This is a genomic window from Enterobacter cloacae complex sp. SHL018, assembly GCF_049237905.1.
Taxonomy (GTDB): domain Bacteria; phylum Pseudomonadota; class Gammaproteobacteria; order Enterobacterales; family Enterobacteriaceae; genus Enterobacter; species Enterobacter hormaechei_C.
Map to the genome: position 1 here is coordinate 119,638 of NZ_JBMKJE010000001.1, position 20,625 is coordinate 140,262.

18 protein-coding genes are annotated in these 20,625 nt (G+C 54.5%); 4 read left to right on the forward strand and 14 right to left on the reverse strand.

What is annotated here, in order from left to right; genetic code table 11:
• The first annotated feature begins 80 nt into the window (after window positions 1-80).
• Window positions 81-572, forward strand: a complete 492-nt coding sequence (locus ACOTY5_RS00585; protein ID WP_017383179.1) for a YajQ family cyclic di-GMP-binding protein — start codon at window positions 81-83, stop codon at window positions 570-572.
• Window positions 573-604: 32 nt separating this feature from the next.
• Here ACOTY5_RS00585 and ACOTY5_RS00590 read toward each other — a convergent pair whose 3' ends face one another.
• From ACOTY5_RS00590 to ACOTY5_RS00620, 7 genes are all read right to left on the reverse strand, one after another.
• The gene (locus ACOTY5_RS00590) at window positions 605-1,966 is read right to left on the reverse strand and encodes an MFS transporter (RefSeq protein WP_017694418.1); all 1,362 of its coding nucleotides are present in this window, start codon (window positions 1,964-1,966) and stop codon (window positions 605-607) included.
• Between the two features lie 114 nt (window positions 1,967-2,080).
• Window positions 2,081-2,728: an L-fuculose-phosphate aldolase gene (gene fucA / locus ACOTY5_RS00595; protein ID WP_017383181.1), complete on the reverse strand. Its 648-nt coding sequence runs from the start codon at window positions 2,726-2,728 to the stop codon at window positions 2,081-2,083.
• Between the two features lie 28 nt (window positions 2,729-2,756).
• Window positions 2,757-3,752, reverse strand: a complete 996-nt coding sequence (locus ACOTY5_RS00600) for a LacI family DNA-binding transcriptional regulator (protein WP_015571284.1) — start codon at window positions 3,750-3,752, stop codon at window positions 2,757-2,759.
• Window positions 3,753-3,813: 61 nt separating this feature from the next.
• Window positions 3,814-5,403 (reverse strand): FGGY-family carbohydrate kinase, encoded by a 1,590-nt coding sequence (locus tag ACOTY5_RS00605; RefSeq protein ID WP_017383182.1) that lies wholly within the window; start codon window positions 5,401-5,403, stop codon window positions 3,814-3,816.
• A gap of 11 nt (window positions 5,404-5,414) precedes the next feature.
• Window positions 5,415-6,365, reverse strand: a complete 951-nt coding sequence (locus ACOTY5_RS00610; protein ID WP_000858088.1) for an ABC transporter substrate-binding protein — start codon at window positions 6,363-6,365, stop codon at window positions 5,415-5,417.
• 46 nt (window positions 6,366-6,411) lie between these two features.
• Entirely contained in the window at window positions 6,412-7,395 is a 984-nt protein-coding gene (locus tag ACOTY5_RS00615) for an ABC transporter permease (protein ID WP_017383183.1), read from the reverse strand.
• A 2-nt stretch (window positions 7,396-7,397) separates the two neighbouring features.
• Window positions 7,398-8,897: a sugar ABC transporter ATP-binding protein gene (locus ACOTY5_RS00620; RefSeq protein ID WP_045142047.1), complete on the reverse strand. Its 1,500-nt coding sequence runs from the start codon at window positions 8,895-8,897 to the stop codon at window positions 7,398-7,400.
• A gap of 407 nt (window positions 8,898-9,304) precedes the next feature.
• Here ACOTY5_RS00620 and fucI point away from each other — a divergent pair, with 407 nt between their 5' ends.
• The 3 genes from fucI to fucU are packed head-to-tail and all read left to right on the forward strand — an operon-like array spanning window position 9,305 to window position 12,957.
• Window positions 9,305-11,083 (forward strand): L-fucose isomerase, encoded by a 1,779-nt coding sequence (gene fucI / locus ACOTY5_RS00625; protein ID WP_045142048.1) that lies wholly within the window; start codon window positions 9,305-9,307, stop codon window positions 11,081-11,083.
• A gap of 49 nt (window positions 11,084-11,132) precedes the next feature.
• On the forward strand, window positions 11,133-12,536 hold the full coding sequence (fucK, locus tag ACOTY5_RS00630; protein WP_045142087.1) for an L-fuculokinase: 1,404 nt from the start codon (window positions 11,133-11,135) through the stop codon (window positions 12,534-12,536).
• Window positions 12,529-12,957: an L-fucose mutarotase gene (fucU, locus tag ACOTY5_RS00635; protein WP_022647241.1), complete on the forward strand. Its 429-nt coding sequence runs from the start codon at window positions 12,529-12,531 to the stop codon at window positions 12,955-12,957. The genes fucK and fucU overlap by 8 nt, the downstream gene beginning before the upstream one ends.
• Before the next feature lie 40 nt (window positions 12,958-12,997).
• Here fucU and cyoE read toward each other — a convergent pair whose 3' ends face one another.
• From cyoE to ACOTY5_RS00670, 7 genes are all read right to left on the reverse strand, one after another.
• Window positions 12,998-13,885 (reverse strand): heme o synthase, encoded by an 888-nt coding sequence (gene cyoE, locus ACOTY5_RS00640; protein ID WP_017383188.1) that lies wholly within the window; start codon window positions 13,883-13,885, stop codon window positions 12,998-13,000.
• Between the two features lie 11 nt (window positions 13,886-13,896).
• Window positions 13,897-14,223, reverse strand: coding sequence for a cytochrome o ubiquinol oxidase subunit IV (locus tag ACOTY5_RS00645; RefSeq protein ID WP_006809888.1), 327 nt, complete (start codon window positions 14,221-14,223; stop codon window positions 13,897-13,899).
• The gene (locus tag ACOTY5_RS00650; protein WP_003859057.1) at window positions 14,223-14,837 is read right to left on the reverse strand and encodes a cytochrome o ubiquinol oxidase subunit III; all 615 of its coding nucleotides are present in this window, start codon (window positions 14,835-14,837) and stop codon (window positions 14,223-14,225) included. The genes ACOTY5_RS00645 and ACOTY5_RS00650 overlap by 1 nt, the downstream gene beginning before the upstream one ends.
• A complete protein-coding gene (gene cyoB / locus ACOTY5_RS00655; RefSeq protein ID WP_017383189.1) occupies window positions 14,827-16,818 on the reverse strand; it encodes a cytochrome o ubiquinol oxidase subunit I in 1,992 nt (663 codons plus the stop codon). The genes ACOTY5_RS00650 and cyoB overlap by 11 nt, the downstream gene beginning before the upstream one ends.
• Window positions 16,819-16,834: 16 nt before the next feature.
• Window positions 16,835-17,782, reverse strand: a complete 948-nt coding sequence (gene cyoA, locus ACOTY5_RS00660) for a cytochrome o ubiquinol oxidase subunit II (protein WP_006809886.1) — start codon at window positions 17,780-17,782, stop codon at window positions 16,835-16,837.
• 478 nt (window positions 17,783-18,260) lie between these two features.
• The gene (ampG, locus tag ACOTY5_RS00665; RefSeq protein ID WP_017383190.1) at window positions 18,261-19,736 is read right to left on the reverse strand and encodes a muropeptide MFS transporter AmpG; all 1,476 of its coding nucleotides are present in this window, start codon (window positions 19,734-19,736) and stop codon (window positions 18,261-18,263) included.
• Window positions 19,737-19,781: 45 nt separating this feature from the next.
• Window positions 19,782-20,360, reverse strand: coding sequence for a lipoprotein (locus ACOTY5_RS00670; RefSeq protein ID WP_003859052.1), 579 nt, complete (start codon window positions 20,358-20,360; stop codon window positions 19,782-19,784).
• Window positions 20,361-20,625: the final 265 nt, after the last annotated feature.

The window sequence follows — 20,625 nt, forward strand, 5'->3', positions numbered from 1 at the left end:
ATAGCGCCATCAGCTAAGCTTCTCGTTATGCCTCGTTGCGGGTATTATGCAACGCAACAAAAATGAAGGGAGAAGAAAAGATGCCATCTTTCGATATTGTTTCTGAAGTTGATTTGCAGGAAGCGCGTAACGGCGTAGAAAATGCTGTCCGTGAGGTTGAGTCACGTTTCGATTTTCGTGGCGTTGAGGCGACCATTGAACTGAACGACGCGAACAAGACGATCAAAGTCCTGAGCGAGTCTGATTTCCAGGTCAACCAGCTGCTGGATATCCTGCGCGCCAAGCTGCTCAAGCGCGGCATTGAAGGGACCTCACTCGATGTACCGGAAGATTTTGTTCACAGCGGCAAAACCTGGTTTGTGGAAGCGAAGCTGAAGCAGGGGATTGAGAGCGCGGTACAGAAAAAAATCGTTAAGCTTATCAAAGACAGTAAGCTCAAAGTGCAGGCGCAGATCCAGGGTGAAGAGATCCGCGTGACCGGAAAATCCCGTGATGACCTGCAATCCGTGATGGCGCTGGTGCGTGGCGGCGATCTCGGTCAGCCATTCCAGTTTAAAAACTTCCGCGATTAAGACAATCATGCCCGGCTAAACCGGGCATTTTTTCAGGCCTTCAGCGCCTGCTCCACCTCAAAGCGGTTAGTCACTTTGCTGTCAATTTTGACATACGCACTGCGCTCTTCCGGGACAATCAGCACTTCGCTCACGCCCTCTGTCGCTTCCAGACGCTGTTTTAACGCGTCACCGATTGCCACGTCATCGGGAATTTCTACCCGCAGGCTACTTACATAGCGCGGCTCTTTCATGGTACTGGCAACAAACAGCCAGAGCATCGCCAGCAGCGCACCGGCGAGGAAAACGGTCTGGGAGTCAAACAGACCGTCCACCCAGCCGCCGAGCGACCCGCCGATCGCCACGCCGAGAAACTGGCTGGTGGAGTAAATGCCCATCGCGGTGCCTTTGTATCCTGCCGGAGACTCTTTGCTGATAAGCGACGGCAGCAGGGCTTCCATCAGATTAAACGCCAGGAAGAACAGCTGTACGCCGGCGATCAGTTCCCAGAAATGCGGGCCAGCGCCCCACAGCACAATCTCGGCAATCAGCAATAACGCCACGCAGCCCACGAAGACGCGTTTCATTTTGCGCTTCACTTCGGCGTAAATAATGAAGGGCACAACGGAGACAAACGAGATCAGCATTGTGACCAGATAAATTTTCCAGTGCTCTGCCGCCGGGAAACCTGCTGCGGCAAGTTGACCGGGCAGGGCGACGAAGGTGGACATCAGCAGAATGTGCAGGCACATAATGCCGAAGTTCAGCTTAAGCAGGCGCGGCTCGGCGATGACTTTGCTGAAGCAGCCTTTCACCATCCCGGATTCACGGTTGAGGACGTGGTTTTTACTGTCAGGCACAACCCACAGCGTGAGTGCGATCCCGATGGTCGCCAGCACCGCAATCATCCAGAACAGGGCGTGCAGGCCGAGCGCATGAGTGATGACAGGCCCCAGCACCATGGCAATGGCAAACGTGACGCCGAAGCTGACGCCGATAAACGCCATGGCTTTGGTGCGGTTTTGCTCGCGGGTTAAGTCTGACAGCAGCGCCATCACGGCGGCGGCAATCGCCCCGGAACCTTGCAGGGCGCGCCCAAGAATAATTCCCCAGATGGAGTGGGAGAGGGCGGCGATGATGCTGCCAAGTACAAACACCAGCAGCCCGCCGACAATCAGCGGTTTGCGACCCACGCGGTCGGAGAGCAGGCCAAAGGGGATCTGGAATATCGCCTGCGCCAGGCCGTAGATACCAATCGCCAGACCAATCAGCGCTTCGCTGGCACCCTGTAACGCCATGCCATATGTGGTCAGAACGGGCAGGACCATAAACATGCCAAGCATCCGCAGCGAGAAAACAGTCCCTAAACCCCAGGTCGCACGCAGTTCGCCTGGCGTCATTTTATAATCGTTCATTACCACCTCTACCAAAAAGCAGGCCATAGTTTAGGCGGGGTGATAAGTGCGGTAAATAGGTGTTTGTTTAAGAGATATTACGAGGGTGTGATAAAAGCACCCCCGGACAAAAAATTACGCCTCGACGCGCAATCCGTAGCTTTTGAATTTCTCAAGAACAATGGCAATTTCATCGTCACTGAGTACCGGAACGGGATCTACTATCGCCAGCGTGGCCAGGTAGAGTTTTGCCAGCACCTCTACCTCCTGCGCCAGCCACAGTGCCTTTTCAAGATTTTCTTCGCAGGTTATCAGGCCGTGGTGCTGTAAGAGCGTCGCTTTGCGATCGCGTAATGCGACCGCGACATGCTCTGACAGCGCGCGCGTCCCGAAGGTCGCGTAAGGGGCGCAGGGAATGGAGTTTCCCCCGGCGGCGGCAATCATATAGTGAATAGCAGGAATGGGGCGGTTGAGTATCGAGACGGCGGTACAGTTAACCGCATGGTTATGGACGACGGCGTTAGCATCCGGGCGGGTCTGATACACAACCTGATGAAAACGCCATTCGCTGGAGGGCAGTTTATCTTCTTCGTGTCGCCCCTGTGCATCTACATAGACGATACTCTCTTCGGTCAGATGCTCGTAGGGAATTCCGGTCGGCGTAATCAGCATGCCGTCGCGATAGCGAACGCTGATATTGCCGGCGGTGCCCTGATTTAACCCCATGCGGGTCATCTCAAGGCAGGTGTCGATAATGTCTCTGGCTAATCGGGCTCGTTCCATTTTTTATTCTCCGGGTACAGTTTTATTTTTACTGGCGGGAACGTTTGACCAGCTTCATATCGACTTTCGCCGTCTCGTTAACCGCTTCGCCGTCGATGGCTCGCTGCATCAGTTCAAACGCTTTTTCCGCCCAGGTATCTTCATCCTGCTGCATGGACCAGACGCTGTTAGGCAGGAACCCCAGCATGGGGTGCTCATCGAAGGTGCCGATATTGATGTGTTGGGGCACGGTGCCGGTACGCGTCCGCAGGGCTTCGATTGCCCCTTCCAGAACGGGTAACGATGAGGCGATAAACGCCTGCGGAACACCCTGGCTGTCGATAAGCGAATCCATCAGGGCATATCCGCCCTCCGGCGTATTGTCCGGCCCTTCGATGACCCACTCGCGATGGTGAATACCGGCTGTTTTCAGGGCCTGTAAGTAGCCGTTCAGACGGTCCGTAATACTGGGCAGTGCGGTATCGCCCACAAGGAACCAGAGCGGCGTTTTTCTCTCTGCCAGCATGTTGCGGGCCAGTTCATCCCCCCCGGCCTCGTTATGACTCTCAACCAGCGCGTTGTCAGTAAAGCCAAAATCCCGGTCGAGGAGCACCAGTGGTTTTTGGATCTGCCGCAAATGATGCTGCTGGTTTTCCAGCGTCGAGGGAACGATAAACAAGCCGTCCACGTTGCGCGCCATCAGGGCTTTGACCAGCTTGTTTTCGTAATCCACATCGTTGTAAGTACAGCTGATCATCAGCTGGTAGCCCGAACGGCGGCAGCGCAGTTCGAGTTTCTCGGCGAGCGTTGCAAAGAACACGTTCGAGATGTTGGGTACGATGAGTCCCAGCGTCTCGGTTTTGTTTAGCTTAAGACTGCGCGCCGAATGGTTGAGGGTATAGCCGAAGCGCTCGACGTGTTCATTAATTCGGGACTGTGTTTTCACGCTGATCCGATACTGTTCGGCTTTCCCGCTCAGTACCAGCCGCACGGTGGTGACGGATAAATTCAGATCCTTCGCTATCTGTTCAACTGTTTTGGCCATCGCTACGCCTCAATCCTTAACGTACGTAAAAAACTGTTGATAAAGCATACGCATCCTGCCATTACATTTCCTGCTGCATCAGGAGATTAAGCGCCTGCTGCTGGGTCCACAGCATCAGGTACGCCTCATATTTTTGCCTGTGGAAAGCCGCGGTTTCCGGCCGACGGGTGATGATGTCGCCGGCTTTGACCATTTCCCGGGTGGCATCGGTGAGCGTTGCCCATGCACCGCTCGCCACAGCGCCGCAAATGGCCGCGCCGAGAGTGACGGCATCTTCTTCGGCTAAGAGATGAATATCGCAGCCCGTGGCATCGGCATACTCCCGCAGCCAGAGCCGGTTATGGGTGGCTCCTCCACAAATGACAATGCGCGACAAGGTGTGCCCGTGATGTTTCAGGGTATCCATAATATGTCGTGTGCCATAGGCTATGGCCTGTAGCGTGGCCAGATAGAGCCTCGCCAGCGCACGTTCACCGGTTTCTAATGTCAGACCGACCACGCTGCCCCGCGCATCCGGACGCGAACGCGGCGAGCGGTTGCCGTGGTGATCGGCCAGAATGTGCAGGTTGCGGGTGGGATATTTTTCTTCCTGTTCAAGCGCGGCTACCCAGTCGTTGAGCAGCGCCACCGGATGGCGTTGCGCCGCTTCTGCTTTTGCAAACAGGTCTGCGCTGGCTCCGTGCTCGCGCAACGTCCAGTCGACCAGCGCCCCGGCAGCACTTTGCCCGCCTTCCGTCAGCCAGTAGCCCGGCAGCATGGCGCTCCAGTAAGGCCCCCAGACGCCGGGCGTATGGATCTCCGTCTGACTGGCAAGCATATGGCAGTTCGAGGTTCCGCTAATGAGCGCCAGCGTGCCCTCCGGGTGTGAGCCCGTCAGCGCCACGCCACCCGCGTGGGCATCGATCATGCCGCTTGCCACAACCACCTCTTCGGGCAACCCCAGAGCTTGCGCTGCCTGTGGGCTGAGTTTCCCGACGCATTCAGCGACGTCCAGAATAGTATCGGGAATTTTTGTCAGTAAGGTCTCCAGCCCCACCTCCCTGAGCAGCGATTCGCTGAACTGCGCCTCATGCGCAAGGTAGTTCCATTTGCAGGTGAGGGTGCACAGGCTGGCGGCGTCCTGGCCCGTCGCTTTCCAGACCAGAAAATCGGCAAGGTCGAAAAAGCGCCAGGCCTGATTCCATGTTTCAGGATGATGTCGCTGCAACCACAGCAGTTTTGGCAGTTCCATTTCAATACTCACCTCGCCGCCCACGTAGCACAGGGCCGGATCGCGTGTGGCATTGATGCGAACAGTTTCTTCGTGAGCACGATGATCCATCCACATAATGATGTCCTGCGATGCCGGACTGTCGGGGGACACGCTCAGGCCGTTACCCTCAGCATCCAGCGCGACCAGCGAGCACGTGGCGTCGAAGCCAATCGAACAAATGGCGTCGGGTGAGATCCCAGAGGAGTCGACGGCTTCCCGCACCACCGCGCAAACCTGCTGCCAGATCTCCGCGGAGGACTGTTCCACGCGCGCGTTGCTGGCGTGAAACTGCGAAATCGGACGGGTCGCGAAGCTCAAACGCTCGCCTTGCGCAGAGTAAAGCCCAGCACGAACGCTGGCTGAACCCACATCGACCCCGAGGAAATAGCCGTCACTCATCATAAACTTCCTTATTTTTTACCAAACGGATGTAACAGTTTATCAATTTCAGGGGTGTTGATATTCTGCGCATTGACATATTTCACTGGAATATCAATTTCTTTAGCCACCGTCTGTCCGGAAATTACCGCGTTCAGCGCCTTTATGCCCTGATAACCAATCTGGTACGCGTCCTGCACCACGAAGCCTTGAATCACGCCGTTTTTGAGGAAGTTAATGATGGCTTCGGTGCTGTCAAAACCGATGACTTTCACTTTGCCCTTCAGATTCTGGCTGTCGATAGCGTTCGCAACGCCCAGGGTTGAGCCTTCGTTGGTGGCATAAATACCGGCGATATCCGGGTTGGCCTGAACCATATCAATGGTTTTATCCATCGCCTTTTGCGGGTCGCCATCGCTATATTGCACCGGCAGTACCTGAATATTCGGGTACTTCTCTTTCATTCGCTCGCTGAATCCTTCAGAGCGCTCAATGGCGGACGTCGTTCCGGCTACGTGGGCGATAATACCCACTTTCCCCTTCTGACCTACCTGCTCCGCCAGCGCATCCGCAGCCTGTGCGCCCGCCTTACGGTTATTGGTGGCGACAAAGCTGGCCGGGATATCGGAGTTCACGCCCGAGTCGAAGGTCACCACTTTGATCCCCCGGCTGTTGGCGGTTTCGACCAGCGGGGCAAGGGCGTTTGCATCAAGCGCGGCCAGCAACAGGCCGTTTGGCTTTTGTGCCATGGTGTTTTCGACTAACTGGATCTGCTCGGCGATTTGCGTTTCATCGGCAGGGCCAACGTAGCTGGTTTTGTCACCCAACTCTTTTGCGGCAGCTTCCGTCCCCATTTTGACCGTCTGCCAGAATTCGTGCTGGTAACCTTTACTGACTACCGGCAGGTTCAAATCTTTTGCCAGCGCGCTGCTGGACAGGATGGCAACGAGCGACAGGGCGCTCAGGATATGGCTGGTTTTCATTATTTTGCTCCGTTGTAGGGTTGGCAGGGCTTGTTGTATCGAGTACCTAACGCATTCTTTTACGTAACGTGTCCAGGTAGACGGCGGCAACGACGACCACGCCCATCGCCACCATCTGCCAGAACTGGGACACGCCCATGAGATTGAGGCCGTTTTTCAGCACGCTCATAATGAACGCGCCTATGATGGTGCCGCCAATCGTGCCCACGCCGCCCATCAGACTGGTACCGCCAATCACTACCGCCGCAATGGCTTCCAGCTCATAACCCACGCCTACGGTTGGCTGGCCTGAATTGAGACGAGAGGCGAGGATCACCCCGGCCACGCCGGTTAACAGGCCGCATAAGGCGTAAACGAAAATTTTCACTCGCTGGACTTTGATCCCGGAAAGATGTGCCGCCGTTTCATTGCTGCCGACAGCGTAGATATAGCGGCCCATCACCGTTTTCTTCAGGATCCACATGGCGATCAGTGCCACGATGACCAGGTAGAACACCGGGTAAGGCAGGACGTCGAACAGGCGACCCTGCGCTAGCAGCTTGAACTGCGGGTAGTCAGAAAAATAAATCGCGCGGCCATCGGTCATCACCATATTGATGCCGCGTACCGACATCATTAAGCCGAGGGTGGCAATAAACGGTGGTATGGTCATTTTGGTGACCAGAAACGCGTTCACATAGCCGCAAAGCCCGCCGGCGAGCACGCCTGCCAGAATACAGACCGGCAGCGGCATACCAAACCCGGCGGCGATGCCCACCGCAACCCCTGAGAACGCCACCACCGATCCGAGCGACAGGTCGATCCCGGCGGTAATAATCACAAAGGTTACGCCAATGGCCATGATGCCAATCACCGCCGTTTGCAGGGCGATAGTCATGATATTTTCAGTATTAAAGAAGAACGGTGAGCTGAAGCTGAAAAACAGAACCAGCAATACCAGGCTAAAAAGAGGCGCCAGACGCATCAGGAGCGCTTTATTTATTTTCATCGTATGACTTCCGCTTTGCGGCGATGGAACGGTAACGGACATGATTAATCCTCCAGCGTGGCGTATTGCATGATTTTTTCCTGGGTGGCGTGCTCAGCCTCTATTTCGCCGGCAATGTGGCCGCTGCGCATCACAAGTATGCGGTCGCACATTCCTAATACTTCCGGCAGTTCGGATGAAATCATGATGATCGATTTACCTTTAGCGACAAGGCGGTTCATTAGTTCATAAATTTCCAGCTTGGCGCCAACATCAATTCCCCGGGTTGGCTCATCAAAAATTAAAATATCGGTATCTTTACAGACCCAGCGGGCAATAATGATCTTCTGTTGATTACCGCCGCTTAAATTCAGTGCCGCCTGTTCCAGATGCGGCGTTTTTATTCGCAGCGCATCCACCAGTTTCTGGCTGGACTCCCGGCAGCGTTTTTCATCGACATTACCCGCGGCGCCGGCGTAGTCCGGGTAATTGCCGAGCATAATGTTCATCTCAACGGAAAGGCCGAGGGCGAGTCCCTCTTTTTTGCGGTCTTCTGTTAAATAGCTGATGCCTTTCTCAATGGCGTCAGCCACGTCTTTAATCTGTGTGGGGGTGCCGTTCAGCGTCAGGGTACCGGCGTCGATCGCATCGGCGCCAAACAGGGCCCGGCCCAGTTCCGTTCGGCCTGCGCCCATTAAGCCAGCGAGGCCGAGGATCTCACCGCGCCAGAGGGTAAAGTTGATGTCGTGCAGTACACCATTTCGCGTCAGGCCATTCACCTCCAGCACTTTTTCTCTGCGCTGATGCGGCGGGCGTTTTGGGTAGATGTTATCGAGATTGCGGCCAACCATCATGGCGATAAGCTCGCCGATCTGAACCGTTTCATAATCTACGGTGGCGATGTATTGTCCGTCGCGCATGACGGTCGCGCGATCGGCGATCAGCGCCAATTCTTCCAGGCGGTGCGAGATGTAGACAATCCCCGTGCCCTGAGCCTTGAGCATCCGCGTGACGTCAAACAAACTCTCGATTTCACTTTCGGTCAGCGCGGCGGTGGGTTCATCCATGATTAGCACTTTGGCATTGACCGAAATCGCTTTGGCAATTTCCACCATCTGCTGCTGGGCTACGGTTAATTCACTGACGCGGGCGTCCGGAGCGATTTTTAAATTCAGCGTGTGCAGTATTTTCTCAACCGCCTGTCGCTGGGCGCGTTTATCTAACTGCCAGTGGCTATTTTTGCAGAATTCACGGCCAATAAAGATATTCTCTTCCACGGTTAAATCGGGAAAGAGATTAAATTCCTGATGGATAATCGTAATACCTGCGTGCTGAGCACTTAGCGGATCGCTGAATGATACGGATTGTCCTTCAAAGCGAATTTCACCGGAATCGGGTTGGTAAACACCGGATAATATTTTCATCAGCGTCGATTTGCCGGCACCGTTTTCACCTAACAGGGCATGAACTTCGCCGCGGCGTAAATCGAAATCAACCTGATTCAGCGCCAGCACGCCGGGAAAGCGTTTGGTGATGCGCGTCATCTGAATAAGAGTCTCTGACATTGCAAAATTCCTGTGTTGGAAAGGCAATGAATCACAAGCCACAGTGATTTAGTTATTAAGCTAACTCGACTTAGCTTTCGTCCTTAAAAGCTATTTTAGGGTCATAATTTAGCCAAATCATTTGTATTCAAATTGTGACGTCGTGCAAAGGTATTTTGTTATTTGATTGAATTTAAAAGATATGTTTAGATTTTGCTGAATCGTAATACCTGACACTGATCGAATTTTGACCTCTCATCGTGAAACTGCTCACAGATCCTGCACATTTATCTTGTCTCATTTTTAGTGAGAACCCTAAGCTAATTCGAGTTAGCAAATTTCACCGCTTTCCGTTCACGGTGCTGCCCGGGCGCTTTTTCGCGGCTATGCCCCTGAGACGGATAGGTTAACCAACGTGAGGAAGGGCTATGAAAACGATAAAAGCGTTACCCCGGATTGGCATTCGACCTGTTATTGATGGCCGCCGAATGGGCGTACGCGAGTCTCTGGAAGAGCAGACCATGAACATGGCGAAAGCCACGGCGGCGCTACTCAGTGAAAAATTACGCCACCCCTGCGGTACGCCCGTAGAGTGCGTAATTGCCGACAGCTGCATTGCCGGAATGGCGGAATCCGCCGCTTGCGAAGAGAAGTTCAGCACGTGCCACGTTGGTCTGACGATCACCATCACCCCCTGCTGGTGTTACGGGAGTGAAACCATTGATATGGATCCGCTGCGCCCGAAAGCGATCTGGGGCTTTAATGGCACCGAGCGTCCGGGGGCGGTATACCTCGCAGCGGCGCTGGCAGCGCATAACCAGAAAGGGATCCCGGCGTTTTCCATTTACGGCCACGATGTACAGGATGCGGGCGACGAGACCATCCCGGCAGACGTTGAGGAAAAATTGTTGCGCTTCGCCCGGGCGGGCCTGGCGGTCGCCAGCATGAAGGGGAAAAGTTATCTGTCGGTGGGCGGTGTCTCAATGGGGATTGCGGGCTCGATTGTCGATCACAACTTCTTTGAATCCTGGCTGGGGATGAAGGTGCAGGCGGTGGATATGACCGAACTGCGTCGCCGCATCGATCATAAGATTTACGACGAGCAAGAACTTGAGCTGGCCCTGAGCTGGGCGAAGGCACATTTCCGTTTCGGCGAGGATAAAAACGCAGAGCAGTATCGTCGCAATGAACAGGAAAATGCCGCGATCCTGCGGGAGAGCCTGCTAATGGCGATGTGCATCCGCGACATGATGCAGGGCAACCCTAAACTCGCTGCGATGGGCCGCGTGGAGGAATCGCTGGGCTATAACGCCATTGCGTCCGGTTTCCAGGGGCAGCGCCACTGGACGGATCAGTATCCAAATGGCGATACCGCAGAGGCGCTGCTGAACAGCTCTTTCGACTGGAACGGTATTCGCCAGCCGTTGGTAGTGGCGACGGAAAATGACAGCCTTAACGGGGTAGCGATGCTGTTTGGGCATCTGATGACCGGCACCGCGCAGATTTTTGCTGATGTACGCACCTACTGGTCGCCGGAGTCGGTTGAGCGTGTTACAGGCCAGAAGCTCACTGGACGGGCTGAGCACGGCATTATTCATCTGATCAACTCCGGCTCGGCGGCGCTGGACGGTACAGCGGAGCAGAAAGACGCCGAGGGGAAACCGACCCTGAAACCACACTGGGACATTACTGAGCAGGAAGCCAGCGCGTGCCTGGCCGCAACCCACTGGTGTCCGGCGGTGCATGAATACTTCCGCGGGGGCGGTTTCTCATCAAACTTCCTCACCCGGGGTGGCGTGCCATTTACCATGACCCGCGTAAACCTCATCAAGGGTGTGGGTCCGATATTACAGATAGCGGAAGGCTGGAGTGTTGAGCTGCCGGAACACGTACATGACATTCTGAATAAGCGCACCGATTCAACCTGGCCCACCACCTGGTTTGCCCCACGCCTGACCGGTAAAGGCCCGTTTAGCGACGTCTATTCAGTGATGGCGAACTGGGGCGCTAACCACGGGGTATTAACCGTCGGGCACGTCGGCGCTGATTTCATCACCCTGGCGTCCATGCTACGCATCCCTGTATGCATGCATAACGTACCGGAGGCGCTGATTTATCGGCCGACGGCCTGGGGCGCTCACGGTATGGATCCGGAAGGGCAGGATTACCGCGCCTGTGAAAATTACGGACCGTTATACAAACATTAATCCGGCCTGCCAGCCTGCTCCGGCGGGCTGGCAGCCTGTGGGGACCGCGATGAAAAAATGTTTTCTGGTTCTCGATTGTGGCGCGACGAACGTGCGCGCCATTGCGCTGGATCCCGAAGGGAATATTGTGGCGCGCGCCGCGGTGGCGAACGAAAGCGAAAGCGCCGCTGAAAATCCGGCCTGGCACCAGTGGTCGCTCGACGCCATCATGCAACGGTTTGCCGTCTGTTGTCAGAAAATCAGCGCAGCGCTGAGCGAGCATCAACTGTGCGGAATGAGTGTGACGACCTTTGGCGTGGATGGCGCACTGGTAGATGAGCGGGGAGAACTGCTTTACCCGATCATCAGCTGGAAGTGCCCGCGAACCGTGCCGGTGATGGAAGCGGTTGCCCGTTCATGCTCCCCGGCAGAACTACAGCAGATCACCGGCGTTGGGCAGTTTAGTTTTAACACGTTGTATAAGCTAGGCTGGCTTCAGGACAACCATTCCGATCTGTTACAGCGTGCTCACGCCTGGCTTTTTATCTCCTCGCTAATCAACCATCGCCTGACCGGAAAGATGACGACCGATCTCACGATGGCCGGTACCAGTCAGATGTTCGATCTGCATCAGCAGCGCTTCAGTGAAACGATCTTAAGCAAGATCGGCGTGCCTCATTCCCTTTTCCCGCCGCTGGTTTCCCCCGGAGAAAGGATTGGTGAATTGCGGCCCGACGCTGCATCCAGGCTCGGATTGCCTTGCGGTGTGCCGGTGATCTCCGCCGGGCACGACACGCAGTTTGCCCTTTTTGGCGCCGGGGCGGGAATTAATGAGCCAGTTCTCTCTTCGGGTACCTGGGAGATTTTAATGGCGCGCACCACGCAGGTTGATACCGCTTTGCTGGGGCAATACCCGGGCGCAACCTGCGAACTGGATAGCCGGACGGGGCTCTATAATCCGGGAATGCAATATCTGGCGTCTGGCGTACTGGAGTGGATCCGCGCGCTGTTCTGGTCGCCTGGTACCGACTGGGACACTATTCTGGCTCAGGCGGCGGCAATTCCGAACGGCGCGGATGGCGTCACGATGAATACCCAACTGCTCGATTCTCCACTCGCCGGCTGGCAGGGCGTTACGCTCACCACAACGCCAGCCCATTTTTACCGCGCAGCCCTGGAAGGACTCACGGTGCATCTGCAAGAAAAATGCCTGGCGCTGGAGGCGATCGCGCAATTTAAGGCGCGTGAACTCCTGCTGGTGGGGGGAGGTAGCCGCAATATGCTGTGGAATCAGCTCAAGTCCAATGCGCTTGGGATCCCGGTGAAGGTTCTTGAAGAGGCTGATACGACCGTGCTGGGGGCGTCTTTGTACGGATGGTGGGGCGTCGGAGAAACGGCCAGCGCTGAGGCTGCTCGCGATCGGGTCCACTATCGTTACCGTTATTTCTATCCTGAGGAGCAACCTTGTGCTTAAAACGATATCCCCTCTGATTTCACCCGAGCTGCTGAAAACGCTGGCAGAAATGGGTCATGGTGACGAGATTATTTTTGCAGATGCTCACTTTCCCGCGCACAGCCTGGGGCCAAAGACGATCCGCGCAGATGGCCTGCTCATCAGCGATTTGCTGGCCGCGGTGATACCGCTGTTTGAACTGGACAGCTATGCGCCACCGCTGGTGATGATGGCCCCTGTCGACGGGGATACGCTCGATATACAGGTAGAAGCGCGCTATCGCAACGCACTCTTTGGTGAGGCGGAAGGGGAGGGGATTACGCGTATTGACCGTTATGCGTTTTATGCGCGGGCACAGAAAGCGTACGCCATCGTGGTGACGGGCGAGACCGCGAAATACGGCAATATACTGTTAAAGAAAGGGGTTACGCCGTACCAATAAAAAACGCCGGGCTAAACCCGGCGTTTTTACATCAGTCTTCTTACCAGACGTAAGTCAGCAGGTGTTGTGAATCTGGCACCATGAAGTCTACGGACATCATCACGGACAGGGAGGTGATGGCGACAATCGAGAACACAAACAGCTTGCGTGCCCAGACCTTGTCATCTTCCACTTTATAACCGCGCAGGGCCATGCCGAGCCACCATACGCTCACCGCAGCTGCTACCACCAGATATTTATATCCGGCGTAACCGCCCAGAGAGAGCATCAGCGTTGCCACGGCAAAAGCGATGATGTAGAGCGTGATGTGGTTCTTGGCAACCGAAATGCCTTTCACGACCGGCAGAACCGGAATGTTCGCCGCCTGATAATCCTTAAAGCGGAAAATCGCGATGGCGTAGGAGTGCGGCATCTGCCACAGGCTAAAGATAGCCAGCAAGATGAGCGCACCGCTGTCGAACTCGTTCGTGACGGCGCAGTAGCCAATCACCGGCGGCGCCGCGCCGGAGAGAGAACCAATCAGCGTGCCGTAGACGGAGTGACGTTTCATATACAGGCTGTAGACGCCCACATATACCACGAACCCCATCACCCCCAGCCAGCAGGCCAGCGGGTTAGCACCAAACCACAGCAGCATAAAGCCAGCAATACCCAGCAAGGTGGCGTACACCAGCGAGACGGAAGGAGCAATCAGGCCTTTAACCAGCACCCGATTTTTGGTCCTTTCCATCTTCTTGTCGATATCCATGTCGATGTAGTTGTTAAATACACAACCGGACGCAACCACCAGTGACACACCGACCAGCGTGTAAATAAAGAGGGTGTAATCAATGCTGCCTTTAGAGGCCAGCAGGAACCCTCCGATTACGGAGATCAGGTTGCCAAAGATGATGCCTGGTTTCGTGACTTGCAGGTATTGCTTAAACATACTCGCCGCTCTTAGTGAACCATCATGTTGTAGTTAAGGTTCCACATAATCCAGATGGAACCGACTACCAGGATAGCGATGATAATCACGGTAAAGATAAAGGCCGTCATGTTCCAGCCTTCATCGGACTTGGTGTTCATGTGCAGGAAGCAAACCAGATGCACCAGAATCTGAATCACCGCGGTCACCAGGATTGCGCCCAGGATAACCGGCTTAGATGCAGAACCGTTCATCACCATCCAGAACGGGATCACCGTCAGAATGATCGACAGGATGAAACCTGTCATGTAGGTTTTTACGCTGCCGTGGGAAGCGCCATGATCGTTAGAATGACTCATTACATCGCCCCCATCAGATAGACAACAGAGAACACACAGATCCATACCACGTCCAGGAAGTGCCAGAACAGGCTCAGGCACATAATACGGGTACGGTTAGTACTGGTCAGGCCGCGACGGGAGATCTGGAACATCAGCACCGCCATCCAGATCAGACCCGAGGTCACGTGCAGACCGTGGGTGCCTACCAGCGCGAAGAACGCTGACAGGAAGCCGCTACGATCCGGGCCGAAACCTTCCATGATCAGGTGATGGAATTCATAGATTTCCATCCCGATAAAGCCAGCACCAAACAGCCAGGTCAACGCCAGCCAGGAGACAACCTGGCTCTTGTTGTTTTTGTACATGGCGATAGCCGCCATGCCGTAGGTGATGGAGCTGAATAACAGCAGTGCGGTTTCAACCAGAACGAACGGCAGTTCAAAGATGTCCTTACCGGTCGGGCCGCCCGCTGTGCCGTTCACCAGAACGGCATAGGTTGCGAACAGACAGCAGAACAGGATGCAGTCGCTCATCAGGTAGATCCAGAAACCGAAGACTTTCGTCGGTCCTGTATCATGGTGCGCATGTTCATGCGCGTGGGCAGTTGAGTGCGCCAGAGTATCAGTTGCCATTTTTCAGCCCCGCTTTAGAAATCTCGTCAAAATGCTGGTTTTCCAGCTTTTCAACTTCACGGACTGGTACGTAGTAGTCCACGTCCTCGTCAAAGCTCTTCACAATCCAGCTGATTACGATGCCAGCGAAGCCAACAATCGCCATCCACCAGATGTGCCAGATCATTGCGAAACCAAATACCGTTGCGAAAGCGGCAATGACCATGCCCGCGGCGCTGTTTTTCGGCATATGGATCTCTTCGTAATGCTCAGGTTGCTTGTACGCTTCACCTTTTTCTTTCATTTCCCAGAATGCATCACGCTCGTGAATGTGCGGCACTACGGCAAAGTTATAGAACGGAGGCGGAGAAGAGGTCGCCCACTCCAGCGTACGGCCACCCCATGGGTCACCGGTCAGGTCGCGGTTCAGGTTACGGTCACGGATAGACACGTAGTACTGAATCAGCTGGCACAGAATACCGCAGGCAATCAGCGCTGCGCCGCCCGCTGCAACCATCAGCATTGGGTGGAACTGCGGATCGATCTGCTGGCTCAGACGACGGGTCATCCCCATGAAGCCCAGCACGTACAGCGGCATAAACGCCACGAAGAAGCCGATGATCCAGAACCAGAACGCGCGTTTACCCCATTTTTCGTTCAGGGTGAAACCGAACGCTTTTGGCCACCAGTAGGTCACACCAGCGAAGCAGCCGAAGACCACGCCACCGATGATAACGTTATGGAAGTGCGCAATCAGGAACAGACTGTTGTGCAGAACGAAGTCAGCACCTGGTACCGCCAGCAGTACGCCGGTCATCCCACCTACGGAGAAGGTCACGATGAAGCCGATGGTCCACAGCATAGCTGAGTGGAACACGATACGACCCTGGTACATGGTGAACAGCCAGTTGAAGATCTTAACCCCGGTCGGGATCGCGATAATCATGGTGGTAATACCGAAGAAGGCGTTTACGTTGGCACCCGCACCCATGGTGAAGAAGTGGTGCAGCCAGACGATGAACGACAGGACGGTAATACATACGGTTGCCCACACCAGAGAGGTGTAACCAAACAGGCGTTTGCGCGAGAAGGTTGCCGCGATTTCGGAGAACACACCGAACACCGGCAGAACCAGGATGTACACTTCCGGGTGACCCCAGGCCCAAATCAGGTTGATGTACATCATCATGTTGCCACCCATATCATTCGTGAAGAAATGGGTACCCAGATAGCGATCCAGGGTCAGCAGCGCGATGGTGACGGTCAGAATTGGGAACGACGCGATAATCAGGACGTTGGCGCACAGAGATGCCCAGGTAAATACTGGCATCTTGAACATCGTCATACCTGGTGCACGCATCTTCAGGATGGTCACGAAGAAGTTAATACCGGTCAGGGTGGTACCGACACCGGAGAGCTGAAGCGCCCAAATCCAGTAGTCAACGCCCACGCCCGGACTGTACTCAATTCCCGACAGCGGCGGGTAGGCCAGCCAGCCAGTCTGAGCAAATTCGCCCACACCCAGTGACAGGTTAACCAGGATAACGCCGACAACCGTGAACCAGAAGCTCAGGTTGTTCAGGAACGGGAACGCAACGTCGCGCGCGCCGATTTGCAGCGGAACGACCACGTTCATCAGACCGATTACCAGCGGCATCGCCACGAAGAAGATCATGATAACGCCGTGGGCGGTAAAGATCTGATCGTAGTGGTGCGGTGGCAGGAAGCCGGCTTCGCCCGCAGACGCAAGCGCCTGCTGGCTACGCATCATGATTGCATCCGCAAAGCCACGAATTAACATGACGATACCGACGATGCAGTACATGATACCGAGTTTTTTGTGGTCAACCGAAGTCAGCCACTCATTCCACAGGTAGCTCCACTTACCGAAGTAAGTGATCAGGCCAACTAAGGCCGCGCCACCAATGATAATTGCAGCCACCGTAACCATAATAATCGGTTCATGGTAGGGCACTGCATCCAGTGTCAATTTTCCGAACATTTTCTTCCTCGGCCCCTTAGTGAGCGGTTTCCGCGTGGCTCATGTCCATGCCTTCCATACCCTGGTGCGTATTGTGCTCGCCTTCAGGCTGGGTCATGTCCATGCTCATGCCGTGATCCATAAATTTGCCAATAACATCTTTGAACAGATTCGGTTTCACGTTAGAGAAGTACTCCACCTTGTTGTATTCGCTAGGTGCAGCCACTTTTTCGAACGCCGCCATGTCAGACATGGTGTTTGGAGACTGCTTCGCTTTTGCAACCCACTGGTCGAAAGTCGCGCGGTCTGGCGTAGCGATAGCTTTGAACTTCATACCCGAGAAGCCCGGGCCACTATAGCTGGCGGAGATACCGTCGTAGGTGCCTGCTTCATTCGCGATCAGGTGCAGGTTAGTCTGCATACCGGCCATCGCGTAAATCTGGCTGCCCAGACGTGGGATGAAGAAGGAGTTCATTACGGAGTTGGAGGTCACTTTGAACTGAACCGGAGTGTTCGCCGGGAAGGCGATTTCATTCACGGTAGCAATGCCCTGTTCTGGATAGATGAAGAACCATTTCCAGTCCATGGAGACCACTTCAATGGTAATAGGTTTTTCATCGTGAACCAGCGGTTTGCTCGGCTCAAGTGCGTGAGTGGTTTTCCAGGTCAGTACAGCAAGGAACAGGATGATCAGAATAGGTACCGTCCAGACCACAGCTTCCACTTTATTGGAGTGTGACCAGTTAGGGCTATACTTCGCATCTTTATTGCTCGCACGATACTTCCAGGCGAAACCAACAGCCATCAAGATGGCAGGAATAACCACAATCAACATCAGGCCAAAAGCCGTCAGTATCAATGAACGTTGTTCCAGTCCAATCTGTCCTTTGGGGTCTAGTAGTGCAGAATCGCAGCCACTGAGTAATACAGTGCCTGCGAATAATGACAACCATCCCAAACTTTTATTGTATTTCCTGAGTCTCATTTAACGACCTCAATTCCACGGGAGTCTGGTGGCGTTTAAAGTGTGGGGGCATTTTACGGGAAGGTTACATTACTGTAAACATCATTAGCCCTGTGTCAGGAAGGTGTTACCGGGTTCTGCCGCACATGTCACAAGTGTTGCAAATTATGTCGCGTTTTCCGGGGGAAGCCGCACGGAGCGGGCGTTATAACGAAAGGGTGCCCCAGCATACCGCAAAAGGGACAATTGGTATAACCATTGTGAAAAATACACAAATAATTAACAATTAATTATCAATAAAAAGACAACTAAAAAACGAAAATTCAATCTTTCGAATGCTGAATCGTTTAACGGAAAATAGCGTAGCGAAATAAGCTCCAATAATTTCCGAATGCTATCCCGCACAAAACAACAAATATTTTTTTTGCCGATGGCGGTTATTTCGCCGTTATAATTTCGTGTCGTTATTACAACGGGAAATAACCTTTCGCTTTTTACTTCATGTCATCTGCGTTTTCCGCAATGACATGAAATCCAGCATCCCACCGGTCAGGATACCCACGATGGCGAGTAACACCCCTGCATCAAGCAGCTGGGTTTCAAACGGAAGCGACAAGGTGGTCGTCGCATTCAAGATGAGTACCGCGAGCCACACTACCAGCGCAAGACAACCAGCCATCAGCAGACGCAGGGCAAACCGATAGGCAGCCTGATATTCCGTGCGCGGCATGAAGTGTTCCGTCCGCTGGGTATATTCCAGCGTCTGGCGACAGACCAGCAGCAATAAAATCCCCGGCACCGCCGCCACCACCGAGAAGAGATAAAACGTCGGCCAGCCGTGAGCTTCAACAAACCAGCCCGCGACGGGGCCAACGTATACGCGCCCGACGGCAGAAAGGGCAGACAGTAGCGCAAATTGGGTGGCGGAAAATGACTTATTACACAGCGTCATCAGCAGGGCGACAAATGCCGCAGTGCCCATACCGCCACACAGGTTTTCAAAGAATACCGCCGTCGCCATGCTGATCATATGCTTGTCGGTGATCGACAGCAGCCAGTAACCGGCATTCGATGCGCCCTGAAGGATGCCGAAGATCAGCAGAGCGCGGAACAGCGTCAGGCGCTGCATCAATACACCGCCGTACAGCGCGCCGACGATCGTGGCAAACAGCCCCAGGGTTTTGTTCACCACGCCGACTTCGCCCGCATCAAACCCGACGCCGCGGATCAGGAAGGTGGTGGTCAGACTCATGGCGAAAGCGTCGCCAAGCTTATAAAGGACAATCAGCAGCAGGATCAGCCAGGCATTATTGCGACCAAAGAAATCGCGGAGCGGTGCGGCGACGGCCTGCTCCAGCGAGCGGGGGACCGGAATCACATCGCTCGGTTCAGGCGCGAATAGCGTGGCAATAATGCAGGGGATCAGCAGAGCGGCCATCAGCCAGTACATTCCCTGCCAGCCGAGATAGCGGTCGGCAAGCCAGAGGGCCAGCCCGCCGGAAACAAGCATACCCAGGCGGTAGCCAAGCACGCTGATTGCCGCACCGGCGCCACGCTCTTCTGCTGGCAGGACGTCCGTCTTCCAGGCGTCAAAAACAATGTCCTGCGAAGCGGAGCAGAAGGCGATGACCACCGCAAGCGCGGCCATCCAGCGCAGCTGTGTTGACGGCTCAAGGAAACCCATTGCGGCAATGGCCAGCAACAGCAGCACCTGCGTCATCACTAACCAGCCGCGACGGCGCCCGAGGAACGGTGGGGTATAGCGATCCATCACCGGCGACCACAGGAACTTAAAGACGTAAGCCTGGCCGACGAGCGAGAAGAAACCAATGGTTTTAAGATCGATGTTCTCAACCGTCATCCACGCCTGTAACGTGCCGGAGGTGAGCGCAAGGGGTAAACCGGAGGCGAAACCAAGGATCAGCAGAATAGCTGATTTCGGTTGCTGGAAAATACGTAAGTAGTGACTGGACATGTTCTTATGAACTGACCCGGTGAAGCACCGGGTCAGTCAGCAGGATTAACGGGCGTTCTGCTTGATGAAGTCGTGAATGCTGGTGTCCTGTGCCATGTCGGCAATGGTGTCAGTCAGCACACTGTTAACCGCGTCAGCGATATTTTTGTTGGAGGCCTGGAATGCGCCTTCAACGGAATAGCTTGCACGGTAGTTTTTGTTCATTTTATTGCCGTTCTTCGCGGTAGCAATGATGGCGATATCGGCTTTGGTCGCAATGTTGTAGCGAACGTTACCCTGGGAGACGTCAGCGTACAGGTTGTTCACGATGATTTGCAGATCAACCGCGCCGCTTGGGCCAATCATGTAGCCACGGGAGGTCATCTGTTTTTCCAGCACTTCCTGCAACAGGAAGCGCAGGTCGCGGGAGGCGGTCAGCGTGACCTGCTGGTTGTCGCGAGTCACTTTCGCCAGCGCCTGGTCCTGACGCTGATCGGCGCCATTAATGCTGACTGTGACGCCCATCAGGCTTGGATCCTGCTGAGGCAGGGTAATTTTTGGTGAAACGTCAATGGTCGTCGGCGGAGTCGCGCAGCCGGCGAGCATAAAGAGTGCTACCAACGGAAAGAAGAGTTTTTTTAACATTTTCGGGTTCTCAACGAATCGTAAGCAAAGAGAGAAAAATTGCCGCCATCATAACATCGCTAACGGCCAGGGGAAGTGGTCAACGCATGTAAATTCATCGCCTTGTCCGAAAATTGACCACCTTTCCGCTTTTCTCTCCCTGTAAGTGACAAAACGTATGAACCTCATAGTGAACTTCATTCGTTTGGATGAGAAAATCAGACGAAAGCTAAATATTTGTTGTCAAGGTGTAATGGAACCGGTAAAAGCGGCTAATATTTAAAGG